At 64.6% G+C, this 16,349-nt stretch carries 19 protein-coding genes, 1 tRNA gene and 1 pseudogene; 6 read left to right on the top strand and 15 right to left on the bottom strand.

What is annotated here, in order from left to right:
* Positions 1-42: 42 nt before the first annotated feature.
* Positions 43-243, top strand: a complete 201-nt coding sequence (locus tag Q7I88_RS13900) for a hypothetical protein (protein ID WP_305096504.1) — start codon at positions 43-45, stop codon at positions 241-243.
* A gap of 196 nt (positions 244-439) precedes the next feature.
* Here Q7I88_RS13900 and Q7I88_RS13895 read toward each other — a convergent pair whose 3' ends face one another.
* Together Q7I88_RS13895 and Q7I88_RS13890 are read right to left on the bottom strand one after the other, a co-directional pair.
* Complete coding sequence (locus Q7I88_RS13895) at positions 440-1,792, bottom strand: sensor histidine kinase (protein WP_305096503.1); 1,353 nt, start codon at positions 1,790-1,792, stop codon at positions 440-442.
* Positions 1,793-2,478 (bottom strand): annotated as a pseudogene (locus tag Q7I88_RS13890) (winged helix-turn-helix domain-containing protein). It abuts the gene before it with no gap.
* A 213-nt stretch (positions 2,479-2,691) separates the two neighbouring features.
* On the opposite strand from Q7I88_RS13890, the gene Q7I88_RS13885 reads away from it, so the two are divergent.
* Positions 2,692-3,273, top strand: coding sequence for a DUF4142 domain-containing protein (locus tag Q7I88_RS13885; RefSeq protein WP_305096502.1), 582 nt, complete (start codon positions 2,692-2,694; stop codon positions 3,271-3,273).
* 9 nt (positions 3,274-3,282) lie between these two features.
* Here Q7I88_RS13885 and Q7I88_RS13880 read toward each other — a convergent pair.
* A tRNA-Pro gene (locus tag Q7I88_RS13880) sits at positions 3,283-3,359 on the bottom strand.
* A 127-nt stretch (positions 3,360-3,486) separates the two neighbouring features.
* Between Q7I88_RS13880 and Q7I88_RS13875 the strand changes: the two genes are divergently transcribed.
* The 4 genes from Q7I88_RS13875 to Q7I88_RS13860 all read left to right on the top strand — a co-directional run bounded on the left by Q7I88_RS13875 (position 3,487) and on the right by Q7I88_RS13860 (position 6,392).
* Entirely contained in the window at positions 3,487-5,256 is a 1,770-nt protein-coding gene (locus Q7I88_RS13875) for a DNA cytosine methyltransferase (RefSeq protein WP_305096501.1), read from the top strand.
* A gap of 237 nt (positions 5,257-5,493) precedes the next feature.
* Positions 5,494-5,877: a hypothetical protein gene (locus Q7I88_RS13870; RefSeq protein ID WP_305096500.1), complete on the top strand. Its 384-nt coding sequence runs from the start codon at positions 5,494-5,496 to the stop codon at positions 5,875-5,877.
* Between the two features lie 36 nt (positions 5,878-5,913).
* Positions 5,914-6,078: a hypothetical protein gene (locus tag Q7I88_RS13865; RefSeq protein ID WP_305096499.1), complete on the top strand. Its 165-nt coding sequence runs from the start codon at positions 5,914-5,916 to the stop codon at positions 6,076-6,078.
* Positions 6,075-6,392 carry a hypothetical protein gene (locus tag Q7I88_RS13860; protein ID WP_305096498.1) on the top strand — a complete coding sequence of 106 codons (318 nt, stop codon included), beginning with the start codon at positions 6,075-6,077 and terminating at the stop codon, positions 6,390-6,392. Before Q7I88_RS13865 ends, Q7I88_RS13860 begins: the two co-directional genes overlap by 4 nt.
* A gap of 964 nt (positions 6,393-7,356) precedes the next feature.
* Here the strand turns inward: Q7I88_RS13860 and Q7I88_RS13855 are convergent.
* From Q7I88_RS13855 to Q7I88_RS13800, 12 genes are all read right to left on the bottom strand, one after another.
* The gene (locus tag Q7I88_RS13855) at positions 7,357-7,650 is read right to left on the bottom strand and encodes a hypothetical protein (RefSeq protein ID WP_305096497.1); all 294 of its coding nucleotides are present in this window, start codon (positions 7,648-7,650) and stop codon (positions 7,357-7,359) included.
* Positions 7,647-8,213: a hypothetical protein gene (locus Q7I88_RS13850; protein ID WP_305096496.1), complete on the bottom strand. Its 567-nt coding sequence runs from the start codon at positions 8,211-8,213 to the stop codon at positions 7,647-7,649. Before Q7I88_RS13850 ends, Q7I88_RS13855 begins: the two co-directional genes overlap by 4 nt.
* A complete protein-coding gene (locus tag Q7I88_RS13845; protein ID WP_305096495.1) occupies positions 8,213-8,617 on the bottom strand; it encodes a hypothetical protein in 405 nt (134 codons plus the stop codon). The genes Q7I88_RS13850 and Q7I88_RS13845 overlap by 1 nt, the downstream gene beginning before the upstream one ends.
* Positions 8,617-9,054, bottom strand: coding sequence for a hypothetical protein (locus Q7I88_RS13840; RefSeq protein WP_305096494.1), 438 nt, complete (start codon positions 9,052-9,054; stop codon positions 8,617-8,619). Before Q7I88_RS13840 ends, Q7I88_RS13845 begins: the two co-directional genes overlap by 1 nt.
* Complete coding sequence (locus Q7I88_RS13835; protein ID WP_305096493.1) at positions 9,051-9,728, bottom strand: hypothetical protein; 678 nt, start codon at positions 9,726-9,728, stop codon at positions 9,051-9,053. Before Q7I88_RS13835 ends, Q7I88_RS13840 begins: the two co-directional genes overlap by 4 nt.
* On the bottom strand, positions 9,725-10,141 hold the full coding sequence (locus tag Q7I88_RS13830; protein ID WP_305096492.1) for a hypothetical protein: 417 nt from the start codon (positions 10,139-10,141) through the stop codon (positions 9,725-9,727). Before Q7I88_RS13830 ends, Q7I88_RS13835 begins: the two co-directional genes overlap by 4 nt.
* Positions 10,141-10,266 (bottom strand): hypothetical protein, encoded by a 126-nt coding sequence (locus tag Q7I88_RS13825; protein WP_305096491.1) that lies wholly within the window; start codon positions 10,264-10,266, stop codon positions 10,141-10,143. Before Q7I88_RS13825 ends, Q7I88_RS13830 begins: the two co-directional genes overlap by 1 nt.
* 28 nt (positions 10,267-10,294) lie before the next feature.
* On the bottom strand, positions 10,295-12,583 hold the full coding sequence (locus Q7I88_RS13820) for an SGNH/GDSL hydrolase family protein (RefSeq protein ID WP_305096490.1): 2,289 nt from the start codon (positions 12,581-12,583) through the stop codon (positions 10,295-10,297).
* Positions 12,576-12,974: a hypothetical protein gene (locus Q7I88_RS13815; RefSeq protein ID WP_305096489.1), complete on the bottom strand. Its 399-nt coding sequence runs from the start codon at positions 12,972-12,974 to the stop codon at positions 12,576-12,578. The genes Q7I88_RS13820 and Q7I88_RS13815 overlap by 8 nt, the downstream gene beginning before the upstream one ends.
* Before the next feature lie 174 nt (positions 12,975-13,148).
* Positions 13,149-15,299, bottom strand: a complete 2,151-nt coding sequence (locus Q7I88_RS13810; RefSeq protein ID WP_305096488.1) for a hypothetical protein — start codon at positions 15,297-15,299, stop codon at positions 13,149-13,151.
* Positions 15,286-15,687, bottom strand: a complete 402-nt coding sequence (locus Q7I88_RS13805) for a DUF6950 family protein (RefSeq protein ID WP_305096487.1) — start codon at positions 15,685-15,687, stop codon at positions 15,286-15,288. The genes Q7I88_RS13810 and Q7I88_RS13805 overlap by 14 nt, the downstream gene beginning before the upstream one ends.
* A complete protein-coding gene (locus Q7I88_RS13800; RefSeq protein WP_305096486.1) occupies positions 15,687-16,346 on the bottom strand; it encodes a hypothetical protein in 660 nt (219 codons plus the stop codon). The genes Q7I88_RS13805 and Q7I88_RS13800 overlap by 1 nt, the downstream gene beginning before the upstream one ends.
* Positions 16,347-16,349 lie beyond the last annotated feature (3 nt).

Genomic DNA, 16,349 nt, shown 5'->3' with positions numbered 1-16,349 from the left:
ACGCTCCAGCGGCCGGGTTGGCCGCAGTTTGGAGAATGCCCTATGACCTCCCAGAAGATGCTCGCTTCGCTTGCCGGCGCCATGCTGCTCGTCAGCCCGGCGATCGCATTCGCCTCGACGCCCTCCAAGCCGGCGACCACCACCCCGGCCAAGGACGCCTGCAAGAACCTCAAGGGCAGCGCGTTCAAGGCCTGCCAGGCCAAGCAGCACAACGCCATCAAGGCCGCCAAGACGGCCAAGTAACCTATCCTGCCGGAAATCCTCCGGCAGTGCCGCCCGGACCGACGCGCGACCCCTTGCGCACGTCACCGGGCGGCAGCAGGTACGCGGTCCGCTTCTTCCGGCCTCCCGTCCCCACCCCCAGCCCAAGGGAAGCGGACCGCGTGCATGCGAGAAACTCGCGGGCGCTCTCTTCCTCGTCGCAGCGCTGTTGTTGGCCTCAAGGCAGCGGCAGGACGATGCGCGCTGACAGGCCCGGCGCGGCATCTGCCAGGTCCAGGCGACCGCCGTGCAGCTTCGCTGCGGCTTCGACCAGCGCCAGGCCCAAGCCCGAGCCGCTCTGTTGGCGGGCCGGATCGAGCCGGCCGAAGCGGCGCATGGCCTCCTCTCGCTGGTCGGCGGCTATGCCGATCCCATCGTCCGTGACCGAGATCACCACGTCCGACCCTTCTGTCGCAGCGCCGAGCACGACGCGCGTCGCTCCATCGGCGTAGCGCAGGGCATTTTCGACCAGGTTGCCGAGCGCCTGGCCAAGCAGCTCACGGTGCATAGGCATGGTGAGGCCGGGTTCCGCCGTCGCAGCCAGCTCCACGCCGCTGTCCTCGGCCAGCGGCCCGTAGATTTCGACCGTATCGTTGAGCGCGGTTGCCAGTTCCACGGGCGTGAAGCGGTCGCGGCCAATGCCGGCTTCGGCCCGGCTGATCTGCAGCGCCGCGGTCAGCATCGCCTGCAAGTGCGCCGCTTCCTGCCGGGCGCTCTCCAAGGCGTCCGAGGCCGCATCGTCGTCGACCTTGGCCGCGGCGCGTTCGATCACGCCCTGCAGCCGCGTCACCGGCGAGCGCAGGTCGTGGGCGAGGCCGTCGGTCACCAGCCGCAGTTCGGAAACCAGCGTCTCGATGCGCTCGAACATGGCGTTGAGGCCGCGGCCGAGCCGGGCGAACGCATCGTCGCCATCGCCGAGCTGAAGGCGCTGCGACAGGTCCCCGGCGCCGACCCGCTCGGCGATCCGGGTGATCGCCGCCGCCCGTCGCTCGATCACCCGCAGCAGCACGTAGGCAAGCCCGACCGACAGCGGCAGCGCGACGAGAAAGGCGAGCAGGAGGGCCCAGCGGTTGGCCGCGGCAAGTTCGCTGCTGCCGCTGGCGACATGTCCGGTGAGGAGGTGCGATCCGTCGGGCAGCGCGGAAACGAGCACGACGACCGGCCGTGGTCCCTTGTCGCCTGTGCGAACCAGCTCGACCTCCTCCCAGCGCTCCTTGCGCCTTGGCAGCGCCGGCCAGGTGCTCAGGTTGCCGACGACGATCCGTCCGCCGGCATCTGCATAGGACATAACTTCTTCGCCCAGCGGATTGAAATCGAGCCGGTCCTTGATCGCTGCAGCCAAGCCCCGCGCGCCGCCACCATCGTATTCCACCACGAGTTCGTCGCGCAGTTCGGTGACCAGCGCGGCGCGCTGCTCGGCCAGCGTACGCTCGCTGGCGAGCTGCATGAACCCGAGCGCACCCATGGTCGGGAGGAAGATGGCCGCGAAGAGCAGCGCAGCGAGCCGCGCCGAGCCGCTGCCGACGAGCATCTAGAGTCCCGCGCCGAGCCGGTAGCCGGCACCGCGCACGGTGTGCAGCAGGGGTTCGGCAAAGCCCTCGTCGATCTTCTTGCGCAGGCGGCTGATGTGGACGTCGATCACGTTGGTGCCGGGGTCGAAGTGATAGTCCCACACGCCTTCGAGCAGCATCGTGCGGGTCACGACCTGGCCGGCATGGCGCATAAGGTATTCGAGCAGGCGGAACTCACGCGGCTGCAGGTCGATGGTCCGGCCCTCGCGCACCACCCGGCGCGACAGGAGGTTCATCCCCAGCCCGTTGCACGAAAGCTCGGTAATCGTGCGCTGGCCACCAGCGGCCTTGCGCAGCATCAGGCGCAGTCGAGCAAGGAGTTCGGCGAAAGCGAAGGGCTTGGCGAGGTAGTCGTCGGATCCGGCATTGAGCCCATCGACCCGGTCGTCGGGCGTGCCGAGCGCGGACAGGAAAATCACCGGCGTTTCGATCGCCGCGGCGCGGAGTGCGCCGAGCACGCCAGCCCGTCCATGCCCGGCAGCATCCGGTCGAGCACGATCGCATCGTACGATCCGTCGGTGGCGAGGAAGAGGCCGTCCCGGCCGTTGCCTGCCCGATCCACGGTGAACCCGTATTCTGCCAGCCCGCGCGCGACGAATGCCGCGGTCGTCTCGTCGTCCTCGACCACCAGGATCTTGCCGCTCATCGGGCCTCCTGATGGCGCTTTGCAGCGTCGGTCCTTTCCGGAAGCTGACCGGAATATTGCCGATCGGTAGGCTTTGCCGCCGCTCTCGCTGCACCAGGACGACCCCTCGTGATCGACGGATCGGGTGCGGCGAGCGCCGAAGCGAAAAATGAGTGCGGAACCAGATTGCGCCGCCGGCGCTGTTGGAAAAGACCGCAAAACAGGATTCCAACCATGAAAATCAGCAGACTATCGATGATGACAGCCATCGCGGCCGCGAGTGTGTCGCTGGCCGCATGCTCGGACAACGACGCCGACGATACAGCAACCACCGCCACGGTGGCTCCGGACGCCGCCATGACCACGGATGCGTCGGCGCCCATGGCGGGGGATCACGCCTCGCAGTTCCTGACCGACGCGATGAAGGGCGACAACAGCGAAGTGCGCGTGGGCCAGCTTGCGGCCGAAAAGGGTTCGACGCAGGGCGTCAAGGATTACGGCAAGATGCTGGCCGACGACCATGGGGCCCACCTGACCAAGGTCACGGCGCTCGCCCAGAAGATGGGCGTGCCGACGACCAGCGAGACCAAGCCCGAGGCCGACGAACTCTACAATAAGCTCCAGGGGCTGAGCGGCGCCGATTTCGATCGCGAGTTCGTCGCCGGCATGGTGAAGGATCATAAGAACGATATCGCCGCCTATCAGGCGGAAGCCGACAGCAATGACGCGCCCGAGGTCACCGGGATGGCGGCGGACACCGTGCCGACGCTGAAGAAGCACCTCGAAACGGCGCAGTCGCTGCAATCCGGCGGCTGAGATCGAAACTGGTCGGGGAGACAGGATTCGAACCTGCGACCCTCTGCTCCCAAAGCAGATGCGCTACCAGGCTGCGCTACTCCCCGAACCGCAGAAGCCCTTAGGTTTCCCGCCGAACCGGGGCAAGAACAAACCGGCGTTCGTGGCAGCGGGCGGCGGAACACGGCAGGAACAGGCGACGGGATTCCCGGAATAGTCCCGAACGGGCCGGGTTTGATAATCGACAACTTCGCAGGCGGCGGAGGCGCCAGCACCGGCATCGAGGCGGCGCTCGGCCGCGCGGTCGATATCGCCATCAACCACGATGAGCAGGCGATTCGGATGCACGAGGCCAATCACCCCGGCACCGTCCACATTCGCAACAATATCTGGCAGGTCGATCCGCGCGACGTGGTGAAGGGGCGGGACGTCGACCTCGCGTGGTTCTCGCCCGACTGCAAGCACTTCTCCAAGGCCAAGGGCGGCAAGCCGCGCGAGAAGTCGATTCGCGACCTCGCCTGGGTGGTGGTGCTCTGGGCCCAGCGCGTGAAGCCGCAGCTTATCCTGCTCGAGAACGTCGAGGAATTCCGCACCTGGGGCCCACTCTGCGCCGAGGGCAAGCCGATTCCCGAGCGCAAGGGCGAGACGTTCGACAAGTGGTGCCGCGAGCTGCGCAAGGCTGGGTACAAGCTGCAGTTCCGCGAGCTGCGGGCCTGCGACTACGGCGCGCCGACGATTCGCAAGCGGTTCTTCATGATCGCCCGCTGCGACGGGCAGCCGATCGTCTGGCCCGAGCCGACGCACGGCGCACCCGACAGTGCCGAGGTCCGCAGCGGCAAGCGCAAGCCATGGCGCACCGCTGCCGAGATCATCGACTGGTCGATTCCCTGCCCGTCGATCTTCGAACGCAAGAAGCCGCTGGCCGAGAAGACCCTGCGCCGCATCGCGCACGGCATCATGAAGTTCGTGGTGAACAATCCAAGGCCGTTCGTGGTGCCGGCAGTGATCGTCGGCTGCGGCGGGCGGAGAGGGCAAAGCGGTCCCGTCGGAATGGATCAACCGTATCCGACCACGACGACCAAGGCGGACGCCTGTCTCGTGACGCCGCACATCACCAAGTTCCGCTCCGGCGCCACCGGCCATGACATCGGCGAGCCGCTGCATACCGTGACGGCGAACAGCTACGTGAAGCGCCCGGGCGGCAGCGCGCCGCTTGGGCGGGTGGATGCAGTGCTCGCACCCTTTGCCAGCTACGCCCAGCAGGGTGGTGCCAACCGCTCCGTCGAAGATCCTCTGCACACCGTCACGGCGTCGAAGAAGGATCACAACGTCGCCGTCGCCGCTCTTCTCCAAAAATTCGCGGAGAACGGGAAAGGCGTCGATCCCCGTGAGCCGCTGCACACCGTAATGGCTGGAGCACCGCGTCACGCAGTCATCTGCGCCCACATCGAGCAGGCCAACGGCAGCCCCGAGGGTGACAAACCGCTTCCCGGCCGAGCTGCGGACGCGCCGCTCTCGACCATCGTCGCCAAGGGCTGCACACAGCGCCTCGTCACCAGCAACCTCGTAAAGCTGCGCGGCACTTGTCGCGACGGCCAGAGCGTCGAGGAACCGCTCCACACTGTCAGCGCCGGCGGCACGCACATGGGCGAAGTCCGCGCGTTCCTCCTGAAATACTACGGCACCGACCAGGACCCGCGCTTCGAGGAACCGCTGCACAGCGTCACCACGAAGGACCGCTTCGGCCTCGTCACCGTCACGATCGAGGGCGAGGAATATGTCATTGTCGACATCGGCATGCGAATGCTCACTCCGCGCGAGTTGTTCAACGCGCAGGGCTTCCCTCCGGATTACATCATTGACCGCGACGTCGACGGGACCCCGATCACCAAGACGGCGCAGGTCGCCAAGTGCGGGAATTCTGTCTGCCCGCCGCTCGCCGAAGCGCTGGTGCGCGCGAACATGGCTGAGGCCGCGGCTGACCATGCCACCGAAGCCGCGTAGGTTCGAAGCGGTGCGCGCCTCCCTCCAATCCCGCGGCCTGCTGGACGGCGAGTTCCGGCTGACCGAGGCGGGCAATGCCTATGCCGTGGCGCTGGTGAGGCGGCTGCGGGTGCAAGAACGAGATTCCGCGCGAGATCGGCGCTCAGTGGTTCCGGTAGCGGAGCGCCCGTCGCCCGGACGCGCGGTAGGGGGAGGGTCGGGCTCAAGGCTCTCCCCCGCTTTGATGGGAGGTGAAGGGTGAGCGAAAAAGCCAGAGCGGCGGTCGCTGAGGCGCGGGATGTTGCCCTATTTCTCGACAGCATCGATGAGCATAAGAGAGCGAACGACGTCCGGCGCGTATGCAGGTCCAACGACAGCTATAGGGTCACGCTCTCGCAGCTCCACAAGGACAACATGGCGCTTCGAAACAAGTTTTGCGCTAGTGAAGCTCAGTTCATTGCGAGCGGAGCGCCCACTGAGGAAGTGCTCGCTGTAACCCTCGAAGCCGATCTGACCGGCTCTCTTCGTGAGACGTTCGAACGGGAGTGTGCCGAACGCGGCTGCTCACCTGCCGAACTGCTCGCGGACATCCTCACTACGGTGGCGCGGGACGGTCTCTTCGCCGCCGTGCTAGATGCCTGACTTGCCCGAATCACCCCTACGCGCGATGAACCGCCCATGCGCGGCTACCTCTACCTTACCGACGAAACCGGATCAGAGATCGAAGGATCGCGGCGCTCGCTCGCCAATGTGGAGCGCGGCACGTCGGGCTTTCGCGACCTCGAGAACGAGCTCAAGCGCCTGGCAGGCGAGGGCTGCACCGTGCGTTGGAGCGAGGAATGACCCGCGAACAGCACGACCGGCTCAAGGCCCTCTACCGCCGCTTCGACGACCGGCCGGAGAGCAGCATCGGCCCCGAGGGCGCCACCCTGCGCAGGGATGCCTACGTCGCGTTCCTCGACGCACGCAAGATGATCGGCGACGAAATCCTGCCGCTGGCCTTCAACCTGTCCGTGCCCGATGCGCCGCCCGCCTGTCCGCTGTGCTGGCTTGAGGGAGAGCATGGCACGCTCGAGACGTTCGAGAGCGCGGACGGCAACCGGGCCATCGGCTGCACGCGGTGCCACTGGATGGCTGAGCATGCGGCTGAGGATTGAGTACGTGCTGCTGCTCGCCGCCTCGTTGCTCGGGCTGGCGGCGCTTGTGGCGGGGGTGTTCTAGGCGCCAGACGCGGCAGGCGGGCAGGTGCTACCTACTTAGGATAGCGGCTATATGAAACCGCGTCCTCAACCGAGAGCCCCAGGCACTTAATCCGCTTATGGAATGTCGACTTATTAATGCCCTCCATGCGAGCGATTTCGCGCTCTGTTCTAAGACGGCCCTTCCATTGGAGCAGTTTCGCCTTTCTGCTATTGGCGACATTCTGTTGAGGGGTAACCCACCGGCAATTCTCAGGTGAATACCCGCCGTCGTTATTGCGGCGGTCCAATTGGAGCCCCTTTCGGTAGCCGTTGGCCTCACCCCACCTAATGAATGCCTCTGGATCGCCCAGCCATGCATCGCAGACCGAAATTCCGCGACCGCCATATCATTGGAAGGCTTCGGAGTTGGTGTTCGAGCATCGGTCCTTCATGCTCGCCCAGATGCGATAGAGCGGATGGTTGGTCAGGCCGTGCTTGATCCAAGCAGGCGAGCAACCGCAGTTCTTGACCTTCCCTTTGGTCAAGTCCGGGCCCGTGGCCGCATGTTCGTTTCCGCAATCGCACCGGCAGAGCCAACACGCTCTACCTGAGATTGCATGGCGGCCCCGCTTAATTACCGTGAGCGTGCCAAAGCGTTGGCCCCTAATGTCCGTCGCCGCGCGAATGCAGCCGCAGCTCGCGGTGTCACCACGGCTCAGATTCCGCCCTTGAATGATTTTTGTGCGACCGCAATCGCAGCGGCATTTATAAAGGATTTCCCGCCGCTTTCCGTATCCTGCCCGTTGCTCAGCGACTAGCCTTCCAAAGCGGCATCCCGTAAGGTCAATCAAAGCTGGCATGGCTACCTCCAATAGCTGTGTTGGTCAGGCTCAGAGCGGGTGTTTGCGCACCTCTCTGAGCCGCAGAAATCCTAGCAGAATCACGGTTCGTTCACAACCTTACTGCAGGTCTCAAAGTAAGCCTGAGCCTGGTCCGCGTATTGCCCCTCGCCAGCGTATTCCGCGAGCTTCGCCCCCAGCGCAGCGGCCAGTGCGGCGAGGTCGGTAGGCAGCTTGCCGAGCGGCGCGGGGCGGACGGGCACGGTGCCGGGGCACGGCTTCTGAACCTCGACAACCTTTGTCACGGTGCGGACTTCGATGCCGGGTTCGGGTGTGTCGCACATGGCGGCCGGAAGGGTCAGCAGCAGGACGGGGAGGGCAAGCAGGCGGTTCATCGGGCGATCTCCCGTGAGTTGAGAAGCCCTATGGCGCACGCCCGCCAAAGCACCACGTCGACCGTTGCAGCCCGATAACCCGTCGCTTTAGCCAAGCGGTCACATAGTTCTTGCGCGGAACACCCTTCTGCATCGGCCAGGCGCTGAAGGTGCACATCCGGCTTAGCTACGTCGGCCCCAAAGTTCTTCGCGAGGTGGTATTTTGTGATGCCGCCGATCCACGGCAGGCTTTCGCAGAAGGCGAGTTTATCTTTGGCATCCAGATAGCCTTGGAAAAGGTGCTGAGCGTTCTGCCAGATGAAATCGATCGCTGCCGCCTTGCCTTTGTGACCAAACGCGTCATGCGCCGAACCGCCATCGGCCAACGAAGTCATGACTCGATGATAGATTCCTTGCGCCACGGTGAAGCGCATCCCGCTGTTGCAGATGACGAAAATCGCCTCGCGCGCGAACTCCCATTCATCGGCGGGCGGATTGATGCCCTCAGACCACGAAATGTCCTCCCCGTAGCCGCATTCGACAACCCCGTCCCGCAGGCGGTAAAATTCGGCGGCATCCAGCATCACAACCCCTCCAATTCGCGCAGCAGGTCCGGGGTCGCCTCGCAAGTCCCGTCGCCGGCCTGTTCCGCCAGCGCCCGCAGCCGGGCGATCTTCGCGTTCGATGACTTGCGCTGCGCCGCCAGCTCGGCATCGCGCTTCTTCGCCAGTTCCTGCGCCTCGGCAAATGCGGCGGCGCGCTGTTCGGCCTGCTCGTTGAGATCGGCGACGGCTTTCTCGAGTGTGGCAATCGACTGGTTCGAGACGTGCAGCTTGAGGCCGGTTTCGATGGCCTGGCGCTGATACTCGTCGCGCTGCTTGCTGATATGATCGGCGCGCCACATGACGACGCCGAGTGCGATCAGCAGGGCGATGGCCGCCGCTCCGAAGATCTTGGACGTGAGCGCCGAGAACGGGTTGAACGGCATCAGGACTCTCCCTCGATCTGCTCGGCCTTGTCGTCGGCCGCATCGGCAACAGCGCGCGCGGCCTTGCCCGCTTCGCGCCCGGTGCCGGCTTCGAAATCCTTGTATTTGACCCGCAGCCAGTCAGCGCCGAAGGCGATCAGGCACATGAAGAGCGCGAACAGGCCGGAGCAGATTGCCAGCCATTGCACGACGTCGAGGGAGATCGCGAAGAACGGGCTGCTGTAGGGCATACCGCTGCGCGCTTCCCGCCGCACGCCTTGCACGTACAGGTAGATCCACCCGCTGTTCGCGATGATCCCGCCGATGAGCGCCAGGGTCGTGAGCGACTGCATCTGCCGCGGCGTGAGATTGACCAGCACCATCAGCGCGCGGGCGACGCTGCGGAATGGATGGCCGCACCAGCGGAACAGGGCGGCGATGCGCTGCGAACGGGTCACGCCCAGCCCCCGGCGAGCAGCGCCTCGCGGAACTTCACCGCGTAGCCCGCGATCAACCGATCCTTGTCGTGCAGGTTGACGAGAATCCGCGCCTTCACGAAATCCTCGTATCCGGCGAATTCGCGCGGGATGTAGAACGCGATGCCCTTGCCCTTGGGGTTGAACGCGCCTTCCTCCATGCCCTTGACCAGCGCAAGCGCAGCGATGTCGGGGCGCAGCGCCAGGTCGAAATCGGCGAGCAGCTGCTCCGGGTGCATCAGCCCGGCCCCAGACGCTGCCTTGTCGAGCCATTCGTAGTTCTCGACCCACGTCACCTGCACCAGCCCCCGGCCATAAGGAACCTGTCCGCCATAGGTCGGCAGACCGGCACGCGGCTTCATGCGGGCGCCGGGCTTGCCATAGGGGCGCCCCTTGCCCCGGCCCCACTCGCGCTGCGGGATAAACCGCGCTTCGTGCCACGCCGTCGCCAGCGCGTAAGCAGTCCACGACAGCGGCCAGTCTGCGCAGGCGGCGAGGATGCCGTTGATCGTGTCGACCTGCTGCTGCGTCAGCTTGCCGGCGAGCGTCTTGACCACACGAAAGAACGGCGCAGGATTGGCAAGCTCGAACTGCGGCACAGCGGCCTTGGGAGCGGCCGCAAGGCGCAGGGCGAGCAGGGCGGTGCGGACGCTCACAGCGTCAACCTCCCGGTCGCCACCATCACGATGAACGCCCCTGCCAGCACGACGACTAAGACCGGGCCGTATTTCACGATGGCGTCGAAGGCGATGCGCACCCCGGCGCGCTGATTTTCCTTCGATTCGAGCGCCGTGACGCGCACCGCCAAGGCATCGCGCTCGCCCTTCGCCTCGGTGCGCAGCCGGTCGATCTCGCGCTTGGCCTGCCCAAGCTCGGTCTTGAACTCGGTCGCTTCGATGCGGATCACCCGCTCGCGCACGTCGCGCAGCTCGGCTTGCATCCCCTCGAGCAGCTTGTTCGTCTGCTTGCCGTTGTCGGCCACCTGGCGCACGCATTCGATCAGCGCCATCTGCGCCACGTCGGCGGGATCGTTGGCGGTCATGATCTTGCGGATTTGCTGGTCAGGCATCACAGCCCCCATTCTGCGATCTTCGCGTCGACCAGGCGCAGTAGGTGTCGCCATGCGGCCGCCCACGCCCAACGCGCGAGTATCGCGGTAAGGATCGCGCCGACGATGATGGCGAGCGCGATCATGACGCATCCGATTGCTGCGACGTGGGCATTAGACTGCGTCGCGGCGCAGCATCTGCACCGCCTGTATGTTGGTTGCGATGGTGTCGTTGGCGTAGACCTTCACGTTGTCCGCCGCGTCGGCCGCATTCAACAGGACGGCGCAATTCACCGCACCTGTCGCGTAGTTGATGGAGCCGGGAAATCGGACTGGCATGAGATTGAGCTGCGCACCGCGGAAACGCTCGGGAAGCGCGTCGATTACATCGAACAGAGTAGCGCTTGGCATCGGATCGCCGGGTGACCCACCGGTATATGCGAGGTTCAGCCGCAGCTCGTAGCTTTCCCCTACTTGCCGGATGGTCGAAATCGTGCGGATCGCCGACGGCGTGAGGTTCTCGAAATCCGCTCCGCTGTTGATTTCCAGCGGGAATGCCCAATCGTGATACATCAGCGCCTGCCGCTTGCTTGTGACCGGCAAGCCCAGTGCGGTTGCCAGTGTGGCGAAAATCAGTTCGTGTCCATCGGCGTAGGGGTGCAGCGCGTCAGCCCAGATCAGGTGCGTGGCGTTCAGCGTCGTGCCATCCGCCGGCGGCGCGCCAGTGCCGTAGAACTGGTCGCCATAGGGGATATAAATTCCCCCGGCCTGACGCGCGAGCCGGGCGAGTTCGCGCCGGGTGCGACTGCTTTCCAGCGTCTCGGTCCATATGAAGTCCTGCACTACCAACAAACAGCCGTAGAGGCGGGCGTATTTGACAAGCCAGTCGATCCGCTGCGCGAAGGCGGCGAACGCAACGTCGTCGCTATCGGTGAGATAACTGAACCAGTCGTTGACCCCCAGCGAGACGATCAGGCAGGCGGCATCGCAGCAATAGATGATGTTCGCTTCACTCATGTCCGAAAGCGCCCGGCCGCTATAGGATAGGTTCGATAGCCGCATTCGCCGGGATAGGTCCGTCGGCGCGGTGTCTGCCTCCGTAAATCCGACCAGGCTTGCGATCTCGAAAGGATCGGTGTCGGCGGTCTTGGTCAGCACGATCGTGCACACACCCTTGCCGTTGTCTTCAATGGGAATGACGACGTCGATGTTATCGTGGGTCGAACCGGACGCGATGCCCGCGCCGAAATTGTACGTGTCGGTGTCGGTTACGATGGTGCCGATGAAGAAGGTGCCATTGACCGTCGGATCGACCACCGTGCCGTTGACGGTCGGCACCATCGAACCGCCGCCGGGCTGCAACCTGACCTTGAGGCGCAGGCTTTCCGCGATGGGCGGAACGACGATGGTGATCGTAGCTCCAGACGCGCTGCTGCTTACGTAGGACTTGCCGCAACACACTTCGGATGCATTGGTCCCGATCTTGCCGGTGGGGTAGTCGTAGGGGGCAGGATCGGCCGAAACCGCACCCCAATCGCCAGATGAAAAGGTGACGTCGTGCAATTGCTTCGATGGTATCACGGGATGGTAGATATGTTCCATCGGGTGATACCCGGGACTGTGGCTGTCGAACGCCGCGTTGATTGCCCGCGCGAGCAGCCAGGAATAGGCGTTGGTATAGGCGTTTCCCGTGTCGGTTCCGCCTACGCCCGCACAGTGCGCGCCGACGCTGATGCTGTCCCCGAGCAGGACGACACCGTTCGCGTGGTCGTTCATGCGGAACATTTGCGACATGACCAACTGCCGCGCGCGCGATGGCGAGAGGTTGCCGCTAGCCAGCGGCACGCGCACCCGGGCGCCAGCGGTCAGGGCGGCGTCGTCGGCCTTGGCGATCGAATGGTCGTTGGACAGTCCGGTAAAATCGCCCGTCTCGTATTGCCACAGTGCGCCGCCATACAACACTTGGTCGAGTGCGGAGCGCGTTGCCTTCATTCCAGCGAGCGTCGTCGCCCTCTCCAGCTTGGCATCGAGCGAAACCTGCGCCGTGCCGTCCGGCGTGCCGATCTTCTCGGCTCCAGTAGGAGAGGCGAGCGCCGAGGCTGTTACCTCGGTGTAGAGCAGCGAGGACGAAACCGCGCCCATCTGCCTGACCTCGGCCAGCCCCTCGGTCGAGCCAACCGCCTTGAACGTGGTGCCGTCCGCGACCGCCGCCTCTGCCGTCGCGCGTGCCGCAGCGACGGTCGTGTCGACAAAGATGTTCTCCGGCAGCACGAGGTCGGCGGCCTGATCCCGCGCCAGCTCGGCGGCCAGCCTCGCTGCGTCGGCATCCGCGTTCAACTTGCCGAGCGCCGTCGCGTCGTCATCGGTGGGCAAGACTCCGAAGAGTCCCGTGCGGCGCAGGATGTCGGCGTAGCTCTCGCCGCGCAGCCCGCGCCCTACAAGATTGATGACGCGATCAGCCATTGGTGATCCCCTTGTCAATGATCAGGTAGCCGAAAAGCCATGCCTCCTGGTCGCCGGACGGCAGCGTTACGAGAAGATCGTAGTAAAGCGCTGCCACGTCGCCGATCAGGATGGTCGGATAGGCAGCTTCGAACATCGACTTGATGCTTTCCCAAGCGATACGAACCTGCAGCGACCCCCTTGCGGGATCGACCGGATAGAACCCCTCGGCGGCAGAAGATGCCACGATGCCCAGCGTATCGATGACGCTGGCCGCATTCGGCGTCACTCGGATCTGAGCGAGAAAACTATGTCCGGTGATGTCGAGATATTGCGCGCCGTCCTGAAACGACAATTCCTCGGTGTAATCCGAGTTAGTGATGACCGGAAAATCGAAGCGGTGTGGGCGCATAAATATGTCCGGCCTTTCTGCTAAGGCGACATATTATTGCGTTTTGCCGCAACTATCAACCCGCAGCGGAGGTGTCCTGCTCATCGGGAGGGGGAACGGCATCGCCGTCCTTGATGGGGATGAGGCTCCCTTCGCGTCGCACTGCACCCGAGATTCTGTTGGGCCGAAGCGCCATCAGGTCACCGTAACAGTCACGCTGCCGAGCGGAGTGGACGGCGTGTCCGCGCTGTTGAACGCTGCTATCCAGTAGTAATAGGTGTCCGCTGCGAGTGAGTCGTCTGTCACGCTCATGACCTCGCCAAGCCCACCTACCAGCTCGCCCGAGATATCGCTCGCGGTGCCGAAGTCGTCGGCGGTGTTCCGATAGAGCTTCACATAGGCCAGCGCGGAATCGGTCGGATTGCGCCAGGTGATCGTCGCCTCGCCTGCGCCGCCGGTCGCGGAGAGTTCAGTGGGCGGCGACATCGGATTTTCCGGCGTGACGATGGCATATTCCCATGCCGGACCGCGTCCCGAGCCGGTGACGTAGCGATAACGCACCGTGTAGCTCACGCCGCCCGTGACCGGGCCGCTGACAGCAAGATCGACGTTGACCGCCATCGGGGTCCACGGGTCGTTTTCGCCGCCCGTAATCTCGGATGTGACGATGTATTCCGCAACATAGGTTGCATCGGCGCGCGGCGCGGTCGGAAAGTCGATCCTGATCGTTCCCTCGCTGTAGGACACGCTTTCGCCTGTGATCGCGGGATAGGTGACCGTTCCCGCCGAGCCGTCCACGACGGGCTTGGATTGCTCTTCGCCGGGCAAGAGGGTCCAGCGGTAGGGGCCGATCGGCACGGCGCCGAACCCGGTAAAGATACCCGTGCCGTCGAGTTCTACCGGTGCGGCGATCTCGTAGTCGCCGGCAAAGGTGTTGTCGTAGACGATATCGACGATGCGCTCCTGCCGCGCCTGCAGGCCCCGCAGGTTTACCGTCGGGCCGATCTTGTGCCGGGGCTGCGAGCGCTCTCCTATGGCCTTGGCGAGCCGCATGGCCTGATTGTGGTTCTGGCAGGGTTGGATATCGACCACGAGGAACTTCGGCGTCGTCAGCGGATCGTAATAGAGCGGATTGATCCACGCCGCAGAGGGTTGCACCGTGTAGTTCGCCGCGGGCTCGATGTAGCGCACGATCACGCCCTGCGTCTCGCTTTCGCCGTCCTGCGCTTCCATCGACGCCATCGCCATGATGTCGCGGTTGCGGCTGAACGACAGCGTCGGCTCGTAGTAGTAGCCCACCCGCACCCAGGACTTGCCGTCCTCGTCGAACACGATCTGGCCGTCACAGGCGAGCAGGATTTCCCGTTCGGCATCGGCACGGCGCTTACTGTCGACTATGGCGACACCGGCCTCGTAACGCGCCTGAGTGCTCTCGATGCCTTCCACGGTCTCGTCGCAGATATCGGCCTGCTCCGCGATGCGCGTCCAGTTGATGCTGCTCTCGGGCTTGTTGCGGCCGAATGGATGGGTGCGGAACCACGCCCAGATCAGCGCTGCGTTGCGCGTCGGCTTGTAGGTCGAGCGGTCGCCGAGGATCTGCGTCTCATCGCGCGGATCGTACACGTTCGCCCAATCGCCCGCGATGCTGACAGCGGGCTCGCCCAGACCGAATGGTCCCCGCCAGCGGTAGATCTTGTAGCGATGCTCGATTTCGAGCGCGTTCATGCAAACGACACTGAAAGTCGTGCCGACCAGCTTGTGATCGCTGGTCCACTTCGACGGGAAAGCGGCATCGAATTCGGCGATGCGCGGCGGGGTCGGATCGGTTTCGCTGTAGGTCGTTGTCCAGATGCGAATGTAGCCCTGGCCCTCGCCGTCGCTCTCAGCCGGATCCTTGTCCTTGTTGGTCTTGAGCCGGAATTCCTTCTGAGTGACGTAGTTCGAGCCATCGAGCGTCACCGGCTCATCGTCGAGGAAATACTGGTAGGGCAGGCCGGCTTGCAGGATTTCGTCGCTGTGAACGATCAGCATCCACCAGTTGCCCGCCGAATCGAACTCGCCGAACAGTGCCCCGCCACCTTGCCGCGCCCGGCCAGCGTTGAGCCATCGCGGCGGTTCGGGGATTTTGACGTTGACCTTCCCCGCCTCCATGTCCGCCGCACGCCGGCCGCCTCCGCCCAGAACCGACTGGATCGCGTAGGAGCCCGCGGCAATGACCACGGCGCCGATGACGGCCCCGAGAAAGCCAGAGACGCCCAGCATGCTCGCCAGAGGCCCCAGCGGCCCGGCGAACCATGTCAGGCCCGCGATGGCGACCAGCCCAACGATCTTCTTAATCGCCGACATGCCACACCCCTGCGTAGCGGACGAACCGCAGCGCCACCTCTATCGTGCCGCGTTCGAGCCGGAGCGCCACGGCATCCCCGGTGCAGATGCCACCAATGCCGGTAACACCGTCCTCGTCCTGATAGAGAACCTCGAGAACATCGCCGCGGGCCGGTGCGCCGCATTTCGGGACCGCCCCGGTCATCGCAACGAGACCGGGAACGCCGCCGTGCTCGGCCATCATGGCGAGCGCGCCTTCCCGCGTGTCGTAGCGGCCCACGAACAGCCCCGTCACGTCCTTGTGGCCGGCTCGCGCGAGATAGCGCCCGATCGACAGCATGCAGTCGCTCTGGCCGTAAACGAGCGCGCCCGAGCGCCATTCGCGCAGCGTCTCGTCGACGAGGTCCATCAAGGCACCTGGTATGTGCGGTTGGCGAGCAGGGCGAGGTATTCCGCTCCCCGGTCGACCGAGACGCCGAGCTGCGCCGCGCGCCGCTTCTGCATCGTGTCTGCATAGGTCCGGTCAGGCGTTTCGCTGCGCCCGTGGTTGCTGTCCTTTGCGACCACGGAAACGGTGTAGGTCTTGGTCACCCTGCCGTCCGGCGAGCGTTCGATGGTCTCGGAAAACTTCGGCGAGAACATCGTCATTTCCTTGTAGAAGGAAATCGGCGTGCCCGGGCGCAGGCCTTCGCCTTCGATGAACAGCACAATGTAGCAGGTGAGCTTGCGGCCAAAGACCTTGGACTGGTCGGCTTTGAGCGCCTGGTAGAGCGCCAGCGTGTCCTCACCGGGGACCGTCGGGATGCTGAGCGAGAACGTGTAGGAAGCGCTTGTCCCGTCGCGCCCGTCTTGCAGCGCCGGAGCCTTGTGGATGTTGCGCCCGTTCGCATCGACCGTGCCGAGCCACTCGTGACCGTCAATGTCGGTGAACGGCCCCTGCCCATCCCAGAGGCGAATAGGATCGTCCTTGAAATCGTATAGCCAGCACTTGCGCGCCGTGGCGACGATATCGGTTACATCTTCGGCTGCGCCGAGTATTTCGTCGATCTGGTCATAAAAGGCGCTCACTGT

Origin of the sequence: Croceibacterium aestuarii (assembly GCF_030657335.1) — a bacterium.
In the GTDB taxonomy this organism is placed as follows: Bacteria; Pseudomonadota; Alphaproteobacteria; order Sphingomonadales; family Sphingomonadaceae; genus Croceibacterium_B; species Croceibacterium_B aestuarii.
Note: the sequence above shows the minus strand (reverse complement) of the source record. Positions and strands in the feature narration are given on the sequence as shown.

Excerpts from the sequence above, each read along its gene's own strand:
- Q7I88_RS13900 (WP_305096504.1), top strand. The coding sequence starts at position 43 with ATGACCTCCCAGAAGATGCTCGCTTCGCTTGCCGGCGCCATGCTGCTC.
- Q7I88_RS13895 (WP_305096503.1), bottom strand. The coding sequence starts at position 1,792 with ATGCTCGTCGGCAGCGGCTCGGCGCGGCTCGCTGCGCTGCTCTTCGCG.
- Q7I88_RS13885 (WP_305096502.1), top strand. The coding sequence starts at position 2,692 with ATGAAAATCAGCAGACTATCGATGATGACAGCCATCGCGGCCGCGAGT.
- Q7I88_RS13865 (WP_305096499.1), top strand. The coding sequence starts at position 5,914 with ATGCGCGGCTACCTCTACCTTACCGACGAAACCGGATCAGAGATCGAA.
- Q7I88_RS13860 (WP_305096498.1), top strand. The coding sequence starts at position 6,075 with ATGACCCGCGAACAGCACGACCGGCTCAAGGCCCTCTACCGCCGCTTC.
- Q7I88_RS13855 (WP_305096497.1), bottom strand. The coding sequence starts at position 7,650 with ATGAACCGCCTGCTTGCCCTCCCCGTCCTGCTGCTGACCCTTCCGGCC.
- Q7I88_RS13850 (WP_305096496.1), bottom strand. The coding sequence starts at position 8,213 with ATGCTGGATGCCGCCGAATTTTACCGCCTGCGGGACGGGGTTGTCGAA.
- Q7I88_RS13845 (WP_305096495.1), bottom strand. The coding sequence starts at position 8,617 with ATGCCGTTCAACCCGTTCTCGGCGCTCACGTCCAAGATCTTCGGAGCG.
- Q7I88_RS13830 (WP_305096492.1), bottom strand. The coding sequence starts at position 10,141 with ATGCCTGACCAGCAAATCCGCAAGATCATGACCGCCAACGATCCCGCC.
- Q7I88_RS13825 (WP_305096491.1), bottom strand. The coding sequence starts at position 10,266 with ATGATCGCGCTCGCCATCATCGTCGGCGCGATCCTTACCGCGATACTC.
- Q7I88_RS13820 (WP_305096490.1), bottom strand. The coding sequence starts at position 12,583 with ATGGCTGATCGCGTCATCAATCTTGTAGGGCGCGGGCTGCGCGGCGAG.
- Q7I88_RS13815 (WP_305096489.1), bottom strand. The coding sequence starts at position 12,974 with ATGCGCCCACACCGCTTCGATTTTCCGGTCATCACTAACTCGGATTAC.
- Q7I88_RS13810 (WP_305096488.1), bottom strand. The coding sequence starts at position 15,299 with ATGTCGGCGATTAAGAAGATCGTTGGGCTGGTCGCCATCGCGGGCCTG.
- Q7I88_RS13805 (WP_305096487.1), bottom strand. The coding sequence starts at position 15,687 with ATGGACCTCGTCGACGAGACGCTGCGCGAATGGCGCTCGGGCGCGCTC.